Source organism: Aquimarina sp. AU119 (assembly GCF_900312735.1).
GTDB classification, from domain to species: Bacteria; Bacteroidota; Bacteroidia; order Flavobacteriales; family Flavobacteriaceae; genus Aquimarina; species Aquimarina algiphila.
On sequence record NZ_OMPF01000022.1, the window covers coordinates 401,188 to 419,550 of the forward strand.

The window sequence follows — 18,363 nt, forward strand, 5'->3', positions numbered from 1 at the left end:
TTTTCATTTAAAGTCATCATGAAACGAATACTCTTATTATTCTTTTGTTTACTATTGACAATCAGCTGTCAGCAAGAAGAACGTGATTGTTTAAATTTTCATACGGGAACATTTGAATTTGAAACCTTATTAGATGGTGAATTAGTAAAAACTACGTTTATTCGCGATGGAAAAATAGAAATAGATTATTTCAGAGGAAAGACTGATACTTCTAGTGTTAGATGGATCAATGATTGTGAATATATTGTACAAAAACTGCATCCAAAAAGTATGGCAGAAGAAAAAGCCATACATATGAAAATCTTATCTACAGATAAAAACACTTACACTTTTGAATACGGACTTGTAGGTGCAACTAATAAAGAACGAGGAACTGCAAAAAAAATAAAATAATGTTAGAAATTTTCACATCGGCTGATGCCTGGGTAGCTTTACTTACACTTACTTTTCTAGAAATTGTACTTGGTATTGATAATATAATATTTATCTCAATAGCTTCTAGTAAATTACCTGAAAAACAACAGAAAAAAGCTACGAATATAGGGTTAATGTTGGCTATGCTAATGCGTATTGTTTTACTGTTTGGGATTTCATTACTAGTCGCTATGGAAGCTCCTTTTTGGCACATCAACCTGCCGTGGATAGAAGCTGGTATAAGTGGTCAAGCTTTAATTCTGTTTGGAGGAGGTATTTTCTTATTATATAAAAGTGTACATGAAATTCATGAAAAAGTAGATGAAAAAGGTGAAGAGGAGAAAGAAATCGAAGCCAAAAGTTCAACATCATTATCTAACGCTATTGTACAAATTACATTGATTAATGTTGTTTTTTCTTTTGATTCTATACTTACAGCGGTTGGTATGACAAACGGATTAAGTGAGAATCCTAATGATGCTTTATTACTCATGATTATCGCTGTCGTTATCTCCGTTTTAATCATGATGTTATTCGCGACCCCTGTTGGGCGTTTTGTAAATAAACATCCATCGGTTCAAATTCTTGGACTTTCATTTTTAATCCTTATTGGATTTATGTTAATTGCAGAAGCAGCACATTTAGCTCATTTGCAAATATTTGATAGTGAAGTAGGTACGATACCTAAAGGGTACCTTTACTTTACCATAGCTTTTTCTTTATTTATTGAGTTTTTAAACTTTAAATTGCGCAAAAAAAATAAAAAAACAACTAGTTAAAAAGAAAAATAGAATACTAATTATATGAACTCTTTAAGTTTATAAAAAATAAAATTATCATGAAAGAGAATATAACAGTATTGCTTTTTCTTGTTTCTATATCAATTTTTGGACAACAAGATATCATAGAAAAGATAAGTCAAGATGTCTGTATTTGTTTTACAGAAAATAAAGGTGATGACACCAGTATATTAGAAAAGTGTTTTACAAAACATATTGATACTTATAAAACCGAGTTAGATAAGTTAATTGATAAAAATTCATCTGTTCCAGAATACAAACAAGGTCAGGAATTAGGGAAGAAGATATTTTTTGAAATGCAACAGAATTTAGTCAAAAATTGTGATGCATACTTCAATTACTTTGATAATCTAAGAGCGCAGTCAATTCTTGCAATGAAAAAAAAGTACAGTCAATCTAAAGTGCAATCCATTAATGTTAAGCTCTCAGAAAACAAAACAATTGATTTGCTTTGGGAGCGAGCTAATTTATATTTTGCCAACAATGATTTAATAAAGGCAGAAATTGATTACAAAGAATGTCTTACAATGAATCCAAATCATGTGCCTAGTATGTTTTTTTTAGGATGGCTCTATGAAAGAAAACAAAACTACAACAAGGCACTCGAAATTTATCAATCTATTTTTGATGCAACAAAAAAACAAGAAATCGTATTATTTATAGAACTTGTAAAAAGAAAATCTAAATAATTGACAGCTCTCATTTGATTTAAAAAAATACAATTAAGATATAGAAATAACTTATACTCTACTCTTTTCTAAGACAACAAATCTATGTCTAACTAAAAATAATGGGGCAATCAAATAATATAACTGTACGAAAAGCAATCCATTCTGAAATGGATTGGATAAACATGAAATATAAGGAGGTGGATTTTACTTCATCTAATTTTGATACCGAAGATATCGTTATTGCTGAGATCGAAAATCAAAAATGTGGATTAGGGAGATTAACCAAAATCGATGCTGATCATTTAGAATTAGGTGGCATTTATGTATTTAGTAAATATCGTGGTTTAGGAATTGCAGATGCTATAGTAAAAAAACTATTAGAACTTACAACTCCTGAGAAAAGAGTTTGGTGTTTACCTTTCAAAAATCTCAAAAGCTTTTATTCAAAATTTGATTTTGTAGACTATCAAAAATATAATTATCAAATTCCTGATAAGGTGTTTTCAAAATATCAATGGTGTAACTCTACATATGACAAAGAAGTTCTATTGCTCGTAAAATAAGAGTTTCAATAAATATAAGTGATGTAGAATTATCATAATTATAATATTTTAGGCATTTTTGTATTTCTAAAAAACGTATCAAATATTAGTCTTGAATATGAGTCTTGAAAGAGAATTACTTAAACGTAGCGGATCTGTATGTGAATTATCAGGAGAAACTGAAAATTTAAAAGTTTATCAGGTTCCAAAATCTCCTGGAACCGGTATAGATGCTCATATTCTTATTTCTCAAATTTGTTTAGATCAAATTGAAAACCCAGAAAGTATAGACCCTAATCACTGGCGTTGTCTTAATGATAGTATGTGGAGTGAAGTTCCTGCTGTACAGGTAATGGCCTGGAGAATGCTAAATAGACTAAAATCTGAAGGTTGGCCTCAAGATTTACTTGATATGCTATATCTAGATGAAGATAGAATGGCATGGGCTGCAGCAACGGGTGAAGGTGATGACCCAGATGAGGCTATAAAACATTTAGATGCTAATGGAGCACTTTTACAAACAGGTGATTCTGTTGTTTTGATAAAAGACTTGGATGTCAAAGGAGCAAATTTCACAGCAAAAAGAGGTACAGCTGTTCGTAATATCTCGCTAGTGTATGACAATCCTGAACATATAGAAGGACGTGTAAGTGGCCAACACATAGTAATCCTTACTAAATTTGTCAAAAAAACATAATAGATTACTTTAGATATATTACTTAAAAGGCCGGCCTCCTAATCAATTTATTATTCTACGAATAGGTACTGGCATTTCTATATTTTCTTCTAAAAATCTTTTATGTACATTTTCTTTGAGTTTACATTTCATTTTAAACTCCTTAAAAGGCTCCGAAATCCATACATATGCCCTAACATGAACATAAGATTCATGAACATCAATTACACGAACTTCTGAAACAACCTTATTTTCTTCTTCTTTAAACTTAGCGATATATTCTAATTTTGCTGCTTCTTCTAAAATAATTTTTCGAACCACATCCACATCTGCTTTTAATCCTATTTTAAAATTATTAAAACTAAGTACTTTGCTATCCTCAATAGTATGATTTAGAATGGATTCTGTGCTAATTATAGAATTTGGTATGATTAATCTCTTGTTTTCAAACGTATTAATTACTGTATGTCTAAGTGTTATATCGACAACAATACCAACTCGTTCAAGGTCTAATTTGATATAATCTCCTATCCTAAAGGGCTCAAACAAAACAATAAAAACTCCGGCGATAAGGTTAGATATTGCTGCCTGAGCTGCAAAACCTATAATTGCAGCTAGAATACCTGCTCCAGAAAATATTAGTGTAGCCTGTCTTCTTAAAAAAGGAACAGTTCCAACAATAATCACAAAAGCAATGATAATAAAAATGAAACGTATTGAGTTTTTTACAAATTTTAGTTTTGTGACATTATAACTCCCTCGTTTTTGTCTTCTATTTAAAAAAAGAATTAATAACCACTTAACAACCAAAGAAATACCCCAACTGATCAGAATAATAATAAAAGCGTACAGAATAACACCTTCTATATCTTCTACATTGATATATTTTTTAATTAATTCTGTCACCTAAGAATTGTGTAATCTAAAACAATGTCGGTTGCTCATTATCATCATCTACTTCTGTGGTTCCGTTAGAATCAGAAGAAGAAACATTCTCTTCTTCTATTACCTCTATTTCTTCTGCCGGTAGTGCTTCTGGCTCATCATATGGTAAAGATTCTAATAAATTGATCTGTCTTACCTTATGTGTAGTTAACTGATTTCCTAGTGCTTTTGCTCCCTTAATAGCAATAAATTCTTCAAGATTTATTTCTTCATTCGGGCGTTGGTCTTTTCCTCGAAGCTTAGTAAATACCATTTCTGCAATAGGTCTATAATCTGTAGATACTACTTCCAAAAATGATTTAGGATGCTCTGTAATAAACATTTCTTCTCGTTCAGGACTATCGATAAGAAAACGTTTAACATAATATCTTTCTTTTTCTCCATCCCAATAAATCGCAGATATTGGTTTTTTTGGTTTCCATTTTTCCAGAACGATCATATCTGAATTAAAATGCAGTGTCATCTCTGGGATAATTGTTTTTGCTATACCTTTTTGAGTAATCACCAGTAAACGATCTTCTCCTCTAAATTCACCTAACAATTCTCCTCTTCCATCAACATTAAGACGTTGTACAGAGTCATCAAACCATATTTTTCGTGGCTTTAAGGTAGAGACTCCTTGCTCTTTGAGCTCTACTCGCTTAATATTGTATTTGGTAACTATATTTCCTTTTACCCCTCGACCTTTTATTAATAAATCTGAAAAATCCAGATCAAATTTTAGTTTTTTAATACTTCCTGCCTGACGTAAGAAAATAGTAATCACTTCGGCTTCGCCATTAGGGTTTGCAGAAAAATATATGACTTTTGAAGATTTTTTACCTTGTGCCAAATCATACTCTTTATCTCTAGTCACCCCTGTAACAGCAAAACGTTTTACATAAGACGAACCCCCTTTACCATCTTGATAAATCATATTATAAATGGTACGCTTATCCTTTTTCTTAAATACTGCTACATGAATAATATTTTTGCCAATAAAGGTCTTTGCTCCTACTTTGGTTATCATCAATTTTCCCTCACCTGTAAAACAGATAATATCGTCAATATCTGAACAATCTGCTACATATTCATCTTTTCGCAGAGAAGTACCTATAAAACCTTCTTCACGATTTACATATAGTTTTGTATTACGAATAACAACTTTGGTAGCCTCAATATCATCAAAAATCCTGATTTCGGTTTTACGCTCTTTCCCTTTTCCGTATGTTGTTTTTAATCTTTTAAAATAATCAATTGCAAATTGTATAAGGTGTTCTAAATTGTATTTTACCTTTGCAATATCCTCTTCCAGAGCTTCTATTTTTTGCTGGGCTTTATCAATATCAAATTTTGAAATACGTTTAATTCGAATCTCAGTTAGGCGTACAATATCTTCCTCTGTTACTGCTCGCTTCAAATGTTTTATATGAGGTTGTAACCCTTTATCTATAGCTTCTATAACTCCTTCCCAAGTGTCTACCTCTTCAATATCACGATAAATACGGTTTTCTATAAATATTCTTTCTAAAGATGCAAAATGCCATTGTTCCTGAAGTTCTTCAAGTTGAATTTCTAATTCTTTTTTGAGTAATTCTACTGTATTATCAGTAGAACGACGCAGCATTTCTGACACTCCAATAAAATTAGGTCTGTTGTCCTCAATGACACAACCTAATGGTGAAATAGATACTTCACAATTTGTAAATGCATATAATGCATCTATTGTTTTATCAGGAGAAATTCCTGAAGGAAGATGTATTAATATCTCTACCTTTGCGGCAGTATTATCTTCAATTTTTTTAATTTTAATCTTTCCTTTTTCATTTGCTTTAAGGACAGAATCAATTAAACTAGTAGTTGTAGTAGAGAAAGGAATCTCATCAATGACCAATGTGTTTTTATCAAATTGAGCAATTTTTGCACGTACTCTTACCTTACCACCTCGATTACCATCATTATAGTTTGTAAAATCAGCGATTCCTGAAGTAGGAAAATCAGGTAAAATAGTAAATCTTTTGCCCTGTAAATGCTTAATTGAAGCTTCAATTAATTCTATAAAATTGTGAGGAAGGATTTTTGTACTTAATCCTACGGCAATTCCTTCTGCGCCTTGTGCTAATAACAAAGGAAATTTAACCGGCAGATTAATGGGTTCTTTCTTTCTCCCATCATACGATAATTGCCAATCTGTAACTTTAGGATTATAAACTACATCTAGTGCAAATTTAGACAAACGTGCTTCAATATACCTGGATGCAGCCGCTCTATCACCGGTAAGTATATTACCCCAGTTTCCTTGCATATCAATTAGTAACTCTCTTTGTCCTACTTGTACCATAGCATCAGCAATACTAGCATCACCATGAGGATGATACTGCATCGTATGTCCAACAATATTAGCTACTTTATTATATCTACCATCATCCAGATCCTTCATAGAATGAAGAATACGACGTTGTACTGGTTTCAAGCCATCTTCTATTGCGGGTACTGCTCGTTCCAGGATTACATAAGATGCATAATCCAGAAACCAATCTTTATACATTCCTGTAACTTTAGTAATCACCTCTTGCGGCTGGTGATCCTCTGGAGTTAAATCGTGATCTAGTTCTTCGTTTTCGTTTTCCAAATCTATATATAATTTAGGGGCACTTTAATAATTACAACTCTTCCTCTACTGTATCCAATTCTACTTTTAGGTTATCAATAATAAACTCTTGTCGTTGTGGTGTGTTTTTTCCCATATAAAAAGACAGTAATTCTTCTATTGATTTTTCTTTATCCAACATTACCGGATCAAGACGTATGTCATCTCCAATAAAATGTACAAATTCATCAGGTGAGATTTCACCTAATCCCTTAAATCGAGTAATCTCGGGTTTCCCTGACAATTTTGCGATAGCATCTCTTCTTTCCTGTTCAGAATAACAGTAAATGGTTTCTTTTTTATTACGTACCCTAAACAATGGTGTTTGCAGTATGTACAAATGTCCTTCTTTTATAAGTTCTGGAAAGAATTGTAGGAAAAATGTAATCAATAATAACCTAATATGCATTCCATCGACATCGGCATCAGTGGCAATTACAATATTGTTATATCTTAAATCTTCTAAAGATTCTTCAATATTTAATGCAGCTTGCAACAAGTTGAATTCTTCATTTTCGTACACAATCTTTTTACTCATATTGTAGCTATTGAGGGGTTTTCCTCGTAAACTAAATACTGCCTGGGTATTCACATCTCTGGATTTGGTAATAGAACCACTTGCCGAATCTCCCTCTGTTATAAACAATGTACTTTCAAGATTACGATCTTTCTTACTATCAGTAAGATGAACACGACAATCTCTTAATTTTTTATTATGTAAACTAGCTTTCTTAGCTCTCTCCCGAGCCAGTTTACGAATCCCCGATAAGTCTTTACGTTCTCGTTCTGCCTGTAAGATTTTACGTTGTAAACTTTCTGTTGTATTAGGATTTTTATGTAAGAAATTATCTAATTTAGTTTTTACAAAATCGTTAATATAGGTTCTCACTGTTGGTAAGTTTCCTCCCATATCGGTAGATCCTAATTTTGTTTTTGTTTGACTTTCAAAAACAGGTTCCATAACCTTAATACTTATGGCAGATACAATAGATTTACGAATATCACTCGCTTCATAATTCTTACCATAATATTCTCTGATGGTTTTTACAACAGCTTCCCGAAATGCAGCTTGATGTGTACCTCCTTGTGTTGTGTGTTGCCCATTTACAAAAGAATGATATTCTTCACTGTATTGTGTTTTACTATGGGTAATCGCGATTTCAATATCATCTCCTTTTAGATGTATAATATCATATAAACGATCCTCTGTATTTATATTATCAGCAAGTAAATCTCTTAATCCATTTTCTGAAAAATATTTTTCTCCATTAAATATGATGGTTAATCCTGGATTAAGATATACATAATTCTTAAGCATTTTGGCTACATATTCTGAACGGTATTTGTAGTGCTTAAAAATAGTATCATCTGGAACAAAAGAAACTTTGGTTCCTCTTCTTCGCGAAGTTTCATCCAGTGTTTCCTGGTTGGTTAAATTTCCTTTTTCAAATTCTGCAGAAGCTGATTTACCATCACGAGTAGATTCAACTCTAAAAAAAGTAGATAACGCATTTACCGCTTTGGTACCAACTCCATTTAGTCCCACCGATTTTTTAAACGCGCGAGAGTCATACTTCCCTCCCGTATTCATTTTTGAAACCACATCAACCACTTTTCCTAAAGGAATTCCACGACCATAATCTCTTACGATCACCTTATCTCCTTGAATAGAAATTTCTATAGTTTTACCAGCACCCATTACATATTCATCTATCGAATTGTCGAGTACTTCTTTTAATAAAATATAAATTCCATCATCTGCAGAAGATCCATCTCCTAACTTACCAATATACATTCCAGGTCGCATACGGATATGCTCCTTCCAGTCGAGGGATCGTATATTATCTTCGGTATATTTGGTTTCCTTGCTCATAAATTTCGGGTAGAATGCCTGCTAATATAAGGCTTCACTTATTAAATTAAAATAGCCATCCTACAAAGTAATTAACAAATGCATAACGAATTTTGTTGATTATTTGGTATCCAGTGAATTGATAAATTATACCTAATAATTTTAAGATCTAATAATAAGGAAACAAAAATGGTAAAAAACACCTTAAAAATACGTAAAAATACGTATAGACTCTAGTGTGCTTTGCTTCATACATTTGTTTAGCGAAAAAACTTCCCTCAAAACCAATATAAAAAACACTAAACAAAAAATACGAATTGGAAAACAAAAACACACAAAATCATGAAAACACTGTCAATTTATTTTTTACTTTTTTCATTCTTATTATTCTCAAGTTGTAGTAATGATGATAATTTTATCCCAGAACCTGAACCTGAACCAATTGCAGAGCCAGAACCTGAACCAGAACCAGAACCAGAACCTGAGCCGGAACCAGATCCTATACCCGCTGCTGATATCATCGGAACAGTAGATTTATTTGACGATGATCAAAGTATGGTTGATAACTCTGGTATGTCTGTAAGTATAGAAGGAAGCGATCCATTAATTACTACCACAACAGATCTCAATGGGAATTATTCTTTAAAAGATGTTCCTTTTGGCACATATAATTTGGTATTTGAGAAAGAAGGTTTTGGGATCCACAAAATTTTTAATATCGAGCATAAAGATGAAGGAGAATTTACATTAATGGCCAATGTCCTTAAATTAGGTCAAATATCTAATAGCATGATAACTGCTACTTCTGTTAGAATAGAAGGCAATTTTATTATACTTAATATAAGTCGACCCATGACAGAGAATCTTTTGGTAAAAAGAATACGAATTTTTTATCATAAAAGTGATGATGTAAGTAATGAAGTGTATACACAGTTCTCTCCTATTATTGGTACTACTGGCAATCCGGCCAATTTAACATTCTCTATTTCATTTTTCAGATCACTAGGCTTCGAATCTGGAGAAACCTTATGGTTTAAAGTATATGGAGATAACTTTTATAGTAATTCTTATGAAGACCCTGATCTGGGAAGAACTGTATTCCCCAATGTCAATACCAATACTGTGGATGCAATTTCAGTTGTTATTCCATAAAACCAACTTAACAAAACGAAATCTAACTCATTAAAAACCGCCTATGATTTAACATCATAGGCGGTTTTTAATTAGCATTGTAAATAATCACATCCTTATTAAATAGTAATGAGGTTCAAAAAAGCTTCTCCAAAATTTAGAATAAAGTTATTAATATTCTTTTAATAGTTCTTTATCGGTTCATTAGTACATTATGCTAAAGAATTGTTATTAAAGGTCTAAATAATTTATTTCCTTTTTACCTTTAATCTCTTATTATTAAACTATTCTTTATAAAGAATAATTAACTATTACTTCATAATTTAAAATTCAAGAATGAAAAAAATAATCGTTTTACTATCAATCTTATTTTTGTCTATACACAGTTTTGCACAAGATAGTAGTAACTGGAAACTCATCTATCATAATGATAAAGACGGAAAAGCCTTAGAAGGAAAAATTGAAACCCTTATTAAAGCTGTTCGAAATGGAGAAAAAATACGTGTATATTGGTCATCACAAAGACGAAGTGATAAAACCAAAAAAGTTGAGCATTTTACTGATGCAAAATTTTTAACCATATTAAGTGACACCATTGTTTTTGCACAAATAGATCCTATAATTGGGCAAACGCCAAGTTATGACACACAAACTGTAAAACTAAAAGAAAACCTGGAATGGTCGCTAATAGCAGCAACAAATGGCAAATCTGATACAATGATGCGAAATGTAGTTACAGGAGAAATATTAGGACATGGTTTGGTACCATTTGCTATTAAATGGTATGTAAAACGTTAAATTTCTCTTTTGGAAACAGGTATTATTTATGTAACAAAAATCTAATTAAATTGAATATAGGCACTACAAAATATAATGTAAGAGAGGCTAATCAGAATGAGTTTGATGAAATAGGAGAATTAATGGTTAATGTATATTCTCAATTAGAAGGCTTTCCAAATAAAAATGAGCAACCAAACTATTATTCAATGCTTGCAAATATTGGAAATTTAACAAAAAACCCAAAGACTAAGCTATTGGTAGCCGTTTCTCCTAATGGAAAGATTGGAGGGAGTGTGGTTTACTTTGGTGATATGAAATACTATGGTTCGGGAGGTACTGCCACAAAAGAGAAAGGCGCAGCGGGCTTTAGGCTGTTAGCGGTTGATGTAAATACCAGAGGCAATGGCTTAGGCAGGCTCTTGACTGAAGCTTGTATAGAAATAGCGAAAGATGAAAATCAAAATCAGATTATAATTCACTCAACAAAAGCAATGCAAATTGCATGGAAGATGTATGAGAATATTGGATTTAAAAGGTCTGAAGATTTAGATTTTAAACAAGGAGAACTACCTGTTTTTGGTTTTCGACTAATGTTATAGTATAAAAAAAGCCCTTTAAAAGGGCCTTTTTTATACTATAAGGAATAGTTATCCTTTTAACCACGCATCCCTAAGCGTGGATTTTTGTTTTGATGCTGCTGTATCTGCTTTAAGTTTTTTACCATTTGTAAAAGACTTAGTTACTTTAGTTTTTATAACAATATCCTCTCCTGCTCTATTTAACTTTACTTCGACATCATCTCCTTCTTGCCATTGAAAAGTTGAACCCAATACACTATTTGCATTCTGTAAGGTTAGTTTTGTACCATTTACCTCTACGATATCGTCATTAGGCTTCACTCCATTATCTGCCCAGAAACTGTTGTCTGAAACTAAATCAGTAAAAAAGATAGTGCCTTTTTCTTGATTACCAGCAACAATTAACGCTCCCGAATTTTGAATATAATTTGTTTCCACTTTTTCAGACGCTACAGAAAGCCCTACTTTATTAAAGAAATTCTCATAATTAATTGGTGTTTTTCCTTCTACGTGTTTTTTCAAAAATTCACCAATCGATGGATACGTCATGGCAGTAATTTCTTCAATAATTTTGTCATCTTCAAAAGGTTTGTTTTTCCCATATTTTAAAGATAATTCTTTCATCAAAGATAAAATGCCTCTCGTACCATTACTTTCTTCTCGCATCAAAATATCGATACACATTCCTATGAGTGCTCCTTTTTCATATACATTAACATAATTGGACGCGTATGGTTCTTCTAAAATATTCTCACTCATTACCGTAAAACTCATTGTATCATCAAATCCATTTGCACTTTGAATTTTACCCATTACTTTATCATAAAACTCTTGTTCTTCTACCAAACCTTGATTTACTTGAAATAAAGTAGCAAAGTACTCAGTTACTCCCTCATACATCCATAAGTGTTTTGAAAAAGTCGGTTTATTATAATCAAAATAATGTACATCTTCAGAATGCACGCTAAGTGGAGTTACAATATGAAAAAATTCGTGAGATACTACATCTATCATAGCCGAAGCAAGAGCCTCATCTGGCATTTGCTCTGGCAAAACAACAACAGTAGACGTATGATGTTCTAACGCTCCAAACCCTGTTGGCGAATCTTCAGTTCCCTCTGCTAGATAAAGATAAATATCATATCGAGGGGTACTATTAATATCTCCAAGATATGCTTTTTGTCCTTTCATCATTTTAAATACAGTCTCTTTTATTTTTGCTGCGGTATGTACTTTATTCGGAGAATATATACTCAAAACAATTTTAATATCTCCAACCATAAATTCCTCGACATCAAGATTACCATACATCATTGGATTATCTGTTACCTCAAAATATCTAGCTGCAAAATACTTATCTGTAGTAACCTTACCATCTTCACTAGTTTCTGATCCTACTTTTTGTAACGCAGATGTCCTTTTCATATCTGTTGGTGCTTTTACATCCAAAGCATACTGATTGTTTTTTAAAACATCAAAATACCCAATAAATCCATGAAGGTTTAACACGTAATTTTCTGGTTCTGTATTAGTTCCTGATGGGGAAAAAGGAGTACCGACATCTGTATTTTCAATATCATACGTATCATTTACTAAATACGTTATTTTATCAAGTTGTTTAGCATTTGGTATTAACCATATATTAGTATCCTTTTTCTCGATATTAATTTCATTCCCTTCATAATCAAAAGCTTTAACCTCATCAACAAACTTTCCAAAATCACTAACGGCATAGGTTCCCTGAACTACTTTAGGAATATAGTACTTTACAGAATCTTGGGTAAAACGTCCCGGATCTATTGTAACCGGTATTTTATCTTCTTTAACTTGAGTTAAGTCAATAGCTGTCGCTATAGGTGAGTTTGTTGCAATATCATTGGATGGGTTCTTTGTTCCACATCCAATTAGTAATACACCAATTGAAATCTTGGCTAATGTGTTCTTCATTGTATAAAATTAACTATTTACTATTTCTAGACTAAAAAAAAAGTTGAGTGTTTCAACTTTAATATCGCAAATTATACATTTTGTGTAGACTTTGGCTTATTTTTAGCACTTTTTATAACAAAACCTCAATTTTGGACTTAATAATTGATAATCATCGATTACGACTCTCTACAACAATCGATTTAATTGACAAGAGAAAACCGACGTTTATTTTTCTTCATGATTCTCTAGGATGCAATGAATTATGGAGAGATTTCCCTCAGAAACTGGCTTCTGAAACAGGATATAATGCTATTTCTTATGACAGGCAGGGATATGGCCAATCAGAGCCTTTTGCAACCTTAGAACGTGATCATAACTATTTAAAAAAGGAAGCACAGACGTTAGGAAAAATAATAAAACATTTATCGTTAAAAAATGTAATCTTATTTGGTCATAGTGATGGCGGAAGTATCGCACTCCTTGCAGCCGCATTATTTCCTGAAAGTATAATTGGTATTATTACAGAAGGAGCTCATGTATTTGTAGAACAAGAAACTATTAATGGTATTAAAGCTGCCGTTGAAGCCTATAAAAATACAAATCTTAGGGAAAAATTAATAAAATATCATGGAGATAAGACTGATGACGTTTTTAGAGTATGGACCAAAACCTGGTTATCCAAATCATATCAATCCTGGAATATTGAAGAATATTTACCACACATCATCTGTCCATCATTAATAATCCAAGGTAAAAAAGATGAATATGGCACAATTGATCAAGTAAATGCTATTGTAAATACAACTAAAGGAAATTCAACATCATTACTAATTCATGAAGTAGGTCACACTCCGCATCGGGAAAATCCTGAAGTTGTTATTGGTGAAACTATAAAGTTTGTAAGAAGTTTATAAAGTGTTATCTCAATAAATGCTTTGTAATTATATTCTTGAGGTCATTTTTATTAAGTGGCTTATTTATAATATCATTCATTCCAATTGCCATACATTCTTCTTCTATTTCACTTAACTCTGAAGCGGTGAGTGCAATAATAGGTGTCGTCTGATCAAATTCGCGTATACGTCTAGTAGCCTCTGTTCCGTTAAGGTACGGCATATTAAGATCCATAAGAATAAGGTCAAAATCTTCCTTTTGAACCATTTGTACAGCATTAAAACCATTTTCTACAATAGTACAATCATATCCTATTATGTTTAAAAGATTTTTAGTCACAATTTGATTTATCTTATTGTCTTCTGCAACCAATATTCTTCTATACATTGCATTAATCCCATCAGCATTCGTATCGATGTCTTGTTCTTCTTTTTCATTTATAACCTCTAACTCTAAATCAAAATAGAATCGTGTCCCTCTTCCCTCTTTACTATCCAGATGAATTTCGCTATCCATCATTTCTAAGAGATTTTTCACAATCGACAGCCCTAATCCAGTTCCCTCTGCCTTGTTAAACTCCCTACCTACCTGAGAAAATTTTTCGAATACAAATTCTTTTTTATCTTCGGGAATACCTACACCATTATCTTCTATTTCATATCGAATTGTGATCATATCCTTATCCAGGGAAATGATCTTAATTCTTAGCCATATCTTTCCGTTTTCGGTAAACTTAGTTGAATTTCCTATTAAGTTAATTAAAACTTCAGAGACTTTAAGCGAGTCAACACTTAATACATCCGGCAATTCATCTGGTATTTGTAAGATAAGTTCATTGTTTTTATTCTTTGCCTGATACTCAAAAGAGTATAATAGATTTTTTGATAATTGAAGAAGGTTAGTTGGAGTACGTGTTAATTTTTCATTGTTAGATTCTATTTTACTTATTTTCAGAACTTTATTTATCAAGTCCAATAAATAATCTCCAGAGAATTTTAAAGAGTTAAGGAGTTTTTTATGTTTGGCAGGAATATCATTTTCTTCTAATAATAAGGTGGTAATACCTACAACCCCATATAGCGGAGTTCTTAATTCATGACTTACGGTAGAAATAAATTGAGATTTTGTATTCGTAAGTTTTTCTGCTTCAGCTTTTGCTTTGATTAACTCTTCATTTCGTTCTTCTAATACTTTATTAAGTTTCTTCTTTGATGAATATCCATAAAAAACAAAAAGTATCCCAGCTAGTAACAAAATAAGACTTATCGAAGTAATAGTAATAACAATATTTCTCTTATCAATTTTTGCCAGGTACTCTTTTTCTCTTCTATTAGCTTCTAATTCTCTTTTAAATTCACTTATATTAAAATTTAGTTTAGCAACTTCTATTTGTTGTAATTTTTCTTCATCTAATAGTTTATCCCTATAAAACAGGTGTTTATTTATGCTATATAGTGCAGAGTCTGCATTACCTACTTTTTCAAAAGCTTCTGCTTTTGCTTTATATGCCTCATTAAGGATCGAAAAAACATTTATTCCTTCTAGGTTTGTTATAGCTTCATTTAATAACTGATGAGATCTCTCATATTGTTCTTTGCCAATATAATAACGGCCTAAAAGGTATTTCACATGACTTGTTGCCACAATACCAAAAGAACCTGCATGATCTTCGGTTAATTTTTCGGCTTTTTTTAGATATGGAAATGCTTGATCAAATTCTTTTTCTTTAATATATATCCACCCTATGTTTAATACAGGCGGAAATTCTTTGCTTTTGTCTTTAACCCTTTCTGCTACCTCAAGCGATTGATTGAAATAATCCATACCTCTTTCTACCTCTCCAAGTCCATCTGAATACACCCCACCTAACGCATTTAAACTATATGATATCATTACTGTATCTTTAGCTTTTCTTGCATATTTTAATGCTTCCTGACTATGAAACTCCATGTTTTTATAGTCTTCTATAACTTCATAATTACTTACCATTAAATAATGACCTTTACATATATACTCGTCATTATTTAATTGATGTGCAAGATCAATTGTTTTAATGGCATAATCCAATGACTCTTTTATTTTGAAAGCAGTACGAAATTTTTTGGATTTTGAAAGGAACACTTCTAAACTATCACTAACCTCTATTACATCATTATTTTGTCCATAAGAAACAAATCCCATGAATATAAAGTAACATACGAACAATACTTTTCTAAAAGTTCCCAAACTATAGATTTAATATGTATTCTATTAATACAGTGAATTTGTAATTCCTAAAGATTTTCCCCAAAATCTGTAAACAGATATTCACTATCAGAATGTTAAATTAATGAAAAAAACATTAAAAAACACCTAAAAGTAACATTGATCCTTTTATATCGATATAGATTTTATCTTATTTTTTCTGTTTTGAAATCACGTAAACTCCAAAAATGACAATTAAAGCTCCGACAATTTGTATTAATGAAAGGTTTTCTCCCAAAAAGAAATATGCCAATACTATTGTAGATACAGGACCTAAACTTGCGATAATAGAAAAATTAGATGCTCCTAGTTTAGCTATCGCTGCTGAAACAAGATAAGACGGTATAATTGTTGAAAAAATTGCCATTGCAATGCAAATCAAATACAATTCTAAAGGATAATTCATAATATCTCCTCTATCAAAAACCAGATATTGTATAATGATACATAATGAAGAAATTATCATTGCATATGATGTAAAGGTTATCACTCCAAATTTAGGAATCAGCCATCCACTTCCTACAAGATAAGTAGCATATGTTAATGCACTCAAAAAGATTAACATTGCTCCTAACGTAATGTTATTGGTTTCTGTTTCCATCTGGAGTTCTCCCCAAAATGTAATAATTACCCCTATATAAGTTATCAAAATAGCAGCTAACTGTTGCCGTGTTATAATATTTTTTAAAAAAACTCTTGAAATAATAATTACTAATGTTGGATATAAAAAAAGAATGATTCTCTCTAACCCTGCCTTTATAAATTGTAATCCAAGAAAATCAAAGTAACTGGCTAAATAGTATCCTACAAACCCAAAAAATACAATCCAGCTATAATCTTTGATTTTAATTTTTTCTTTCTGTACAGGTTTATTAAAAAAAGTAATCACAAGATAAACCGGTAGCGAAAACACCATTCTAAATAATAATAGATGTTCAGAACTTATTTCATACTTATACGCCAGTTTAACTAAAACAGCTTTCGCAGAAAATAGAACTATTCCAACTACAGCCAGTACAATTCCATACGAAGATAATTTGGTGTTTTGCATTTCTCAAAAATAGTAGTATTCAGTTTTAGTCATAATCACGGTTTGTATAAATTACAATCGCCAACACAAAAAAACCTTCCTAAAAAATAGGAAGGTTTTTTAAAATGTCTTGATATTGTTTATTATACATTAAACAAGAAATGCATTACATCTCCATCATTTACCACGTATGATTTTCCTTCTACTCCAAGTTTTCCTGCTTCTCTTGCTTTTGCTTCGCTTCCATATGCTATAAAATCATCATATTTGATAACCTCTGCACGTATAAATCCTTTTTCAAAATCTGTATGAATTACTCCTGCTGCTTGGGGAGCCGTCGCCCCTATGTTTATTGTCCAGGCTCTAACCTCTTTAACTCCTGCCGTAAAATATGTTTGTTGATTTAATAGCTTATATGCAGCACGAATTAATACAGATGCTCCGGGTTCTTCCAATCCCATATCTTGTAAAAAAAGTTGACGTTCTTCATAATCCTCCAACTCTGTGATATCCGCCTCTGTTCCAACAGCCAAAACTATAACTTCAGCTTTTTCTTTAGCTACAGCTTCTTTTACCTTTTTCACATAATCATTTCCATTAACAGCAGCTCCTTCATCTACGTTGCAAACATAAAGCACTGGTTTGTCTGTAATTAATTGTAAAGGTGCAACATATGCCATATGATCATCATCAGAAACTGCAATAGCTCTAACAGAGGTACCTGCTTCTAATCCTTTTTTAAGTTCTAACAAGATAGCCTCTTCTTTCTGAGCTTCTTTATTACCTGTTTTAGCAGCACGTTTTACCTTATCTATTTTCTTTTCAACAGCTTCTAAATCTTTAAGTTGTAATTCGATATCTATAGTTTCCTTATCTCTAATAGGATCTACTGATCCATCAACATGAACAATATTATCATTATCAAAACAACGTAATACATGAATAATAGCATCTGTTTCTCTAATATTTCCCAAAAACTGATTCCCTAGACCTTCTCCCTTACTTGCTCCTTTTACCAAACCAGCAATATCAACAATCTCTACCGTAGCAGGTAGTACTCGCTCAGGATTTACAAGTTCTTCAAGTTTCTCTAACCTAGAATCTGGTACATTAACCACACCTATATTAGGTTCTATCGTACAAAACGGAAAGTTAGCACTCTGGGCTTTGGCATTAGATAAACAATTAAATAATGTTGACTTTCCAACATTTGGCAATCCTACAATTCCTGCTTTCATGGTACTTAAT

The 18,363-nt window shown here is 31.8% G+C and carries 16 protein-coding genes; 9 read left to right on the top strand and 7 right to left on the bottom strand.

The genetic code is table 11. The annotated features are described in order from the left end of the window. Window positions 1-18: 18 nt before the first annotated feature. From DK442_RS19660 to DK442_RS19680, 5 genes are all read left to right on the top strand, one after another. Window positions 19-393 carry a DNA topoisomerase IV gene (locus DK442_RS19660; protein ID WP_109437597.1) on the top strand — a complete coding sequence of 125 codons (375 nt, stop codon included), beginning with the start codon at window positions 19-21 and terminating at the stop codon, window positions 391-393. Then, window positions 393-1,193 (top strand): TerC family protein, encoded by an 801-nt coding sequence (locus DK442_RS19665; RefSeq protein WP_109437598.1) that lies wholly within the window; start codon window positions 393-395, stop codon window positions 1,191-1,193. Before DK442_RS19660 ends, DK442_RS19665 begins: the two co-directional genes overlap by 1 nt. A gap of 59 nt (window positions 1,194-1,252) precedes the next feature. After that, complete coding sequence (locus tag DK442_RS19670; protein ID WP_109437599.1) at window positions 1,253-1,903, top strand: tetratricopeptide repeat protein; 651 nt, start codon at window positions 1,253-1,255, stop codon at window positions 1,901-1,903. A 101-nt stretch (window positions 1,904-2,004) separates the two neighbouring features. Continuing rightward, window positions 2,005-2,448, top strand: a complete 444-nt coding sequence (locus tag DK442_RS19675; RefSeq protein WP_109437600.1) for a GNAT family N-acetyltransferase — start codon at window positions 2,005-2,007, stop codon at window positions 2,446-2,448. Between the two features lie 97 nt (window positions 2,449-2,545). Continuing rightward, window positions 2,546-3,124 (top strand): alkylphosphonate utilization protein, encoded by a 579-nt coding sequence (locus DK442_RS19680; RefSeq protein WP_109437601.1) that lies wholly within the window; start codon window positions 2,546-2,548, stop codon window positions 3,122-3,124. A gap of 42 nt (window positions 3,125-3,166) precedes the next feature. Here the strand turns inward: DK442_RS19680 and DK442_RS19685 are convergent, their stop codons facing one another. Genes DK442_RS19685 through DK442_RS19695 form a run of 3 tightly spaced genes read right to left on the bottom strand, consistent with a single transcriptional unit; the run spans window position 3,167 to window position 8,550 of the window. After that, a complete protein-coding gene (locus DK442_RS19685; protein ID WP_109437602.1) occupies window positions 3,167-4,009 on the bottom strand; it encodes a mechanosensitive ion channel family protein in 843 nt (280 codons plus the stop codon). Window positions 4,010-4,025: 16 nt separating this feature from the next. Further along, window positions 4,026-6,659 carry a DNA gyrase/topoisomerase IV subunit A gene (locus DK442_RS19690; RefSeq protein WP_109437603.1) on the bottom strand — a complete coding sequence of 878 codons (2,634 nt, stop codon included), beginning with the start codon at window positions 6,657-6,659 and terminating at the stop codon, window positions 4,026-4,028. A 31-nt stretch (window positions 6,660-6,690) separates the two neighbouring features. Then, entirely contained in the window at window positions 6,691-8,550 is a 1,860-nt protein-coding gene (locus tag DK442_RS19695; protein ID WP_109437604.1) for a DNA topoisomerase IV subunit B, read from the bottom strand. 321 nt (window positions 8,551-8,871) lie between these two features. Between DK442_RS19695 and DK442_RS28490 the strand changes: the two genes are divergently transcribed. From DK442_RS28490 to DK442_RS19710, 3 genes are all read left to right on the top strand, one after another. Continuing rightward, on the top strand, window positions 8,872-9,681 hold the full coding sequence (locus DK442_RS28490; RefSeq protein ID WP_200825141.1) for a carboxypeptidase-like regulatory domain-containing protein: 810 nt from the start codon (window positions 8,872-8,874) through the stop codon (window positions 9,679-9,681). A gap of 315 nt (window positions 9,682-9,996) precedes the next feature. Beyond that, window positions 9,997-10,458, top strand: coding sequence for a hypothetical protein (locus DK442_RS19705; RefSeq protein WP_109437605.1), 462 nt, complete (start codon window positions 9,997-9,999; stop codon window positions 10,456-10,458). Window positions 10,459-10,508: 50 nt separating this feature from the next. Beyond that, entirely contained in the window at window positions 10,509-11,039 is a 531-nt protein-coding gene (locus DK442_RS19710; RefSeq protein ID WP_235010996.1) for a GNAT family N-acetyltransferase, read from the top strand. Between the two features lie 48 nt (window positions 11,040-11,087). Here the strand turns inward: DK442_RS19710 and DK442_RS19715 are convergent, their stop codons facing one another. Then, window positions 11,088-12,965, bottom strand: a complete 1,878-nt coding sequence (locus DK442_RS19715) for a peptidase M61 (RefSeq protein WP_109437607.1) — start codon at window positions 12,963-12,965, stop codon at window positions 11,088-11,090. Window positions 12,966-13,096: 131 nt separating this feature from the next. Between DK442_RS19715 and DK442_RS19720 the strand changes: the two genes are divergently transcribed. Then, complete coding sequence (locus tag DK442_RS19720) at window positions 13,097-13,861, top strand: alpha/beta fold hydrolase (protein ID WP_235010997.1); 765 nt, start codon at window positions 13,097-13,099, stop codon at window positions 13,859-13,861. Window positions 13,862-13,865: 4 nt separating this feature from the next. Here the strand turns inward: DK442_RS19720 and DK442_RS19725 are convergent, their stop codons facing one another. The 3 genes from DK442_RS19725 to ychF all read right to left on the bottom strand — a co-directional run bounded on the left by DK442_RS19725 (window position 13,866) and on the right by ychF (window position 18,353). Beyond that, window positions 13,866-16,022 carry a response regulator gene (locus tag DK442_RS19725; RefSeq protein WP_109437608.1) on the bottom strand — a complete coding sequence of 719 codons (2,157 nt, stop codon included), beginning with the start codon at window positions 16,020-16,022 and terminating at the stop codon, window positions 13,866-13,868. Window positions 16,023-16,236: 214 nt separating this feature from the next. Beyond that, on the bottom strand, window positions 16,237-17,136 hold the full coding sequence (locus DK442_RS19730; RefSeq protein ID WP_109437609.1) for a DMT family transporter: 900 nt from the start codon (window positions 17,134-17,136) through the stop codon (window positions 16,237-16,239). A 122-nt stretch (window positions 17,137-17,258) separates the two neighbouring features. Beyond that, window positions 17,259-18,353, bottom strand: a complete 1,095-nt coding sequence (gene ychF, locus DK442_RS19735) for a redox-regulated ATPase YchF (RefSeq protein WP_109437610.1) — start codon at window positions 18,351-18,353, stop codon at window positions 17,259-17,261. Window positions 18,354-18,363: the final 10 nt, after the last annotated feature.

What these genes read in the sequence shown, in the direction of transcription:
- DK442_RS19680 (WP_109437601.1), top strand. Translation starts at nt 2,546, where the DNA reads ATGAGTCTTGAAAGAGAATTACTTAAACGTAGCGGATCTGTATGTGAA.
- DK442_RS19715 (WP_109437607.1), bottom strand. Translation starts at nt 12,965, where the DNA reads ATGAAGAACACATTAGCCAAGATTTCAATTGGTGTATTACTAATTGGA.
- DK442_RS19695 (WP_109437604.1), bottom strand. Translation starts at nt 8,550, where the DNA reads ATGAGCAAGGAAACCAAATATACCGAAGATAATATACGATCCCTCGAC.
- ychF (WP_109437610.1), bottom strand. Translation starts at nt 18,353, where the DNA reads ATGAAAGCAGGAATTGTAGGATTGCCAAATGTTGGAAAGTCAACATTA.
- DK442_RS19670 (WP_109437599.1), top strand. Translation starts at nt 1,253, where the DNA reads ATGAAAGAGAATATAACAGTATTGCTTTTTCTTGTTTCTATATCAATT.
- DK442_RS19675 (WP_109437600.1), top strand. Translation starts at nt 2,005, where the DNA reads ATGGGGCAATCAAATAATATAACTGTACGAAAAGCAATCCATTCTGAA.
- DK442_RS19705 (WP_109437605.1), top strand. Translation starts at nt 9,997, where the DNA reads ATGAAAAAAATAATCGTTTTACTATCAATCTTATTTTTGTCTATACAC.
- DK442_RS19660 (WP_109437597.1), top strand. Translation starts at nt 19, where the DNA reads ATGAAACGAATACTCTTATTATTCTTTTGTTTACTATTGACAATCAGC.
- DK442_RS19665 (WP_109437598.1), top strand. Translation starts at nt 393, where the DNA reads ATGTTAGAAATTTTCACATCGGCTGATGCCTGGGTAGCTTTACTTACA.
- DK442_RS19730 (WP_109437609.1), bottom strand. Translation starts at nt 17,136, where the DNA reads ATGCAAAACACCAAATTATCTTCGTATGGAATTGTACTGGCTGTAGTT.
- DK442_RS19725 (WP_109437608.1), bottom strand. Translation starts at nt 16,022, where the DNA reads ATGGGATTTGTTTCTTATGGACAAAATAATGATGTAATAGAGGTTAGT.
- DK442_RS28490 (WP_200825141.1), top strand. Translation starts at nt 8,872, where the DNA reads ATGAAAACACTGTCAATTTATTTTTTACTTTTTTCATTCTTATTATTC.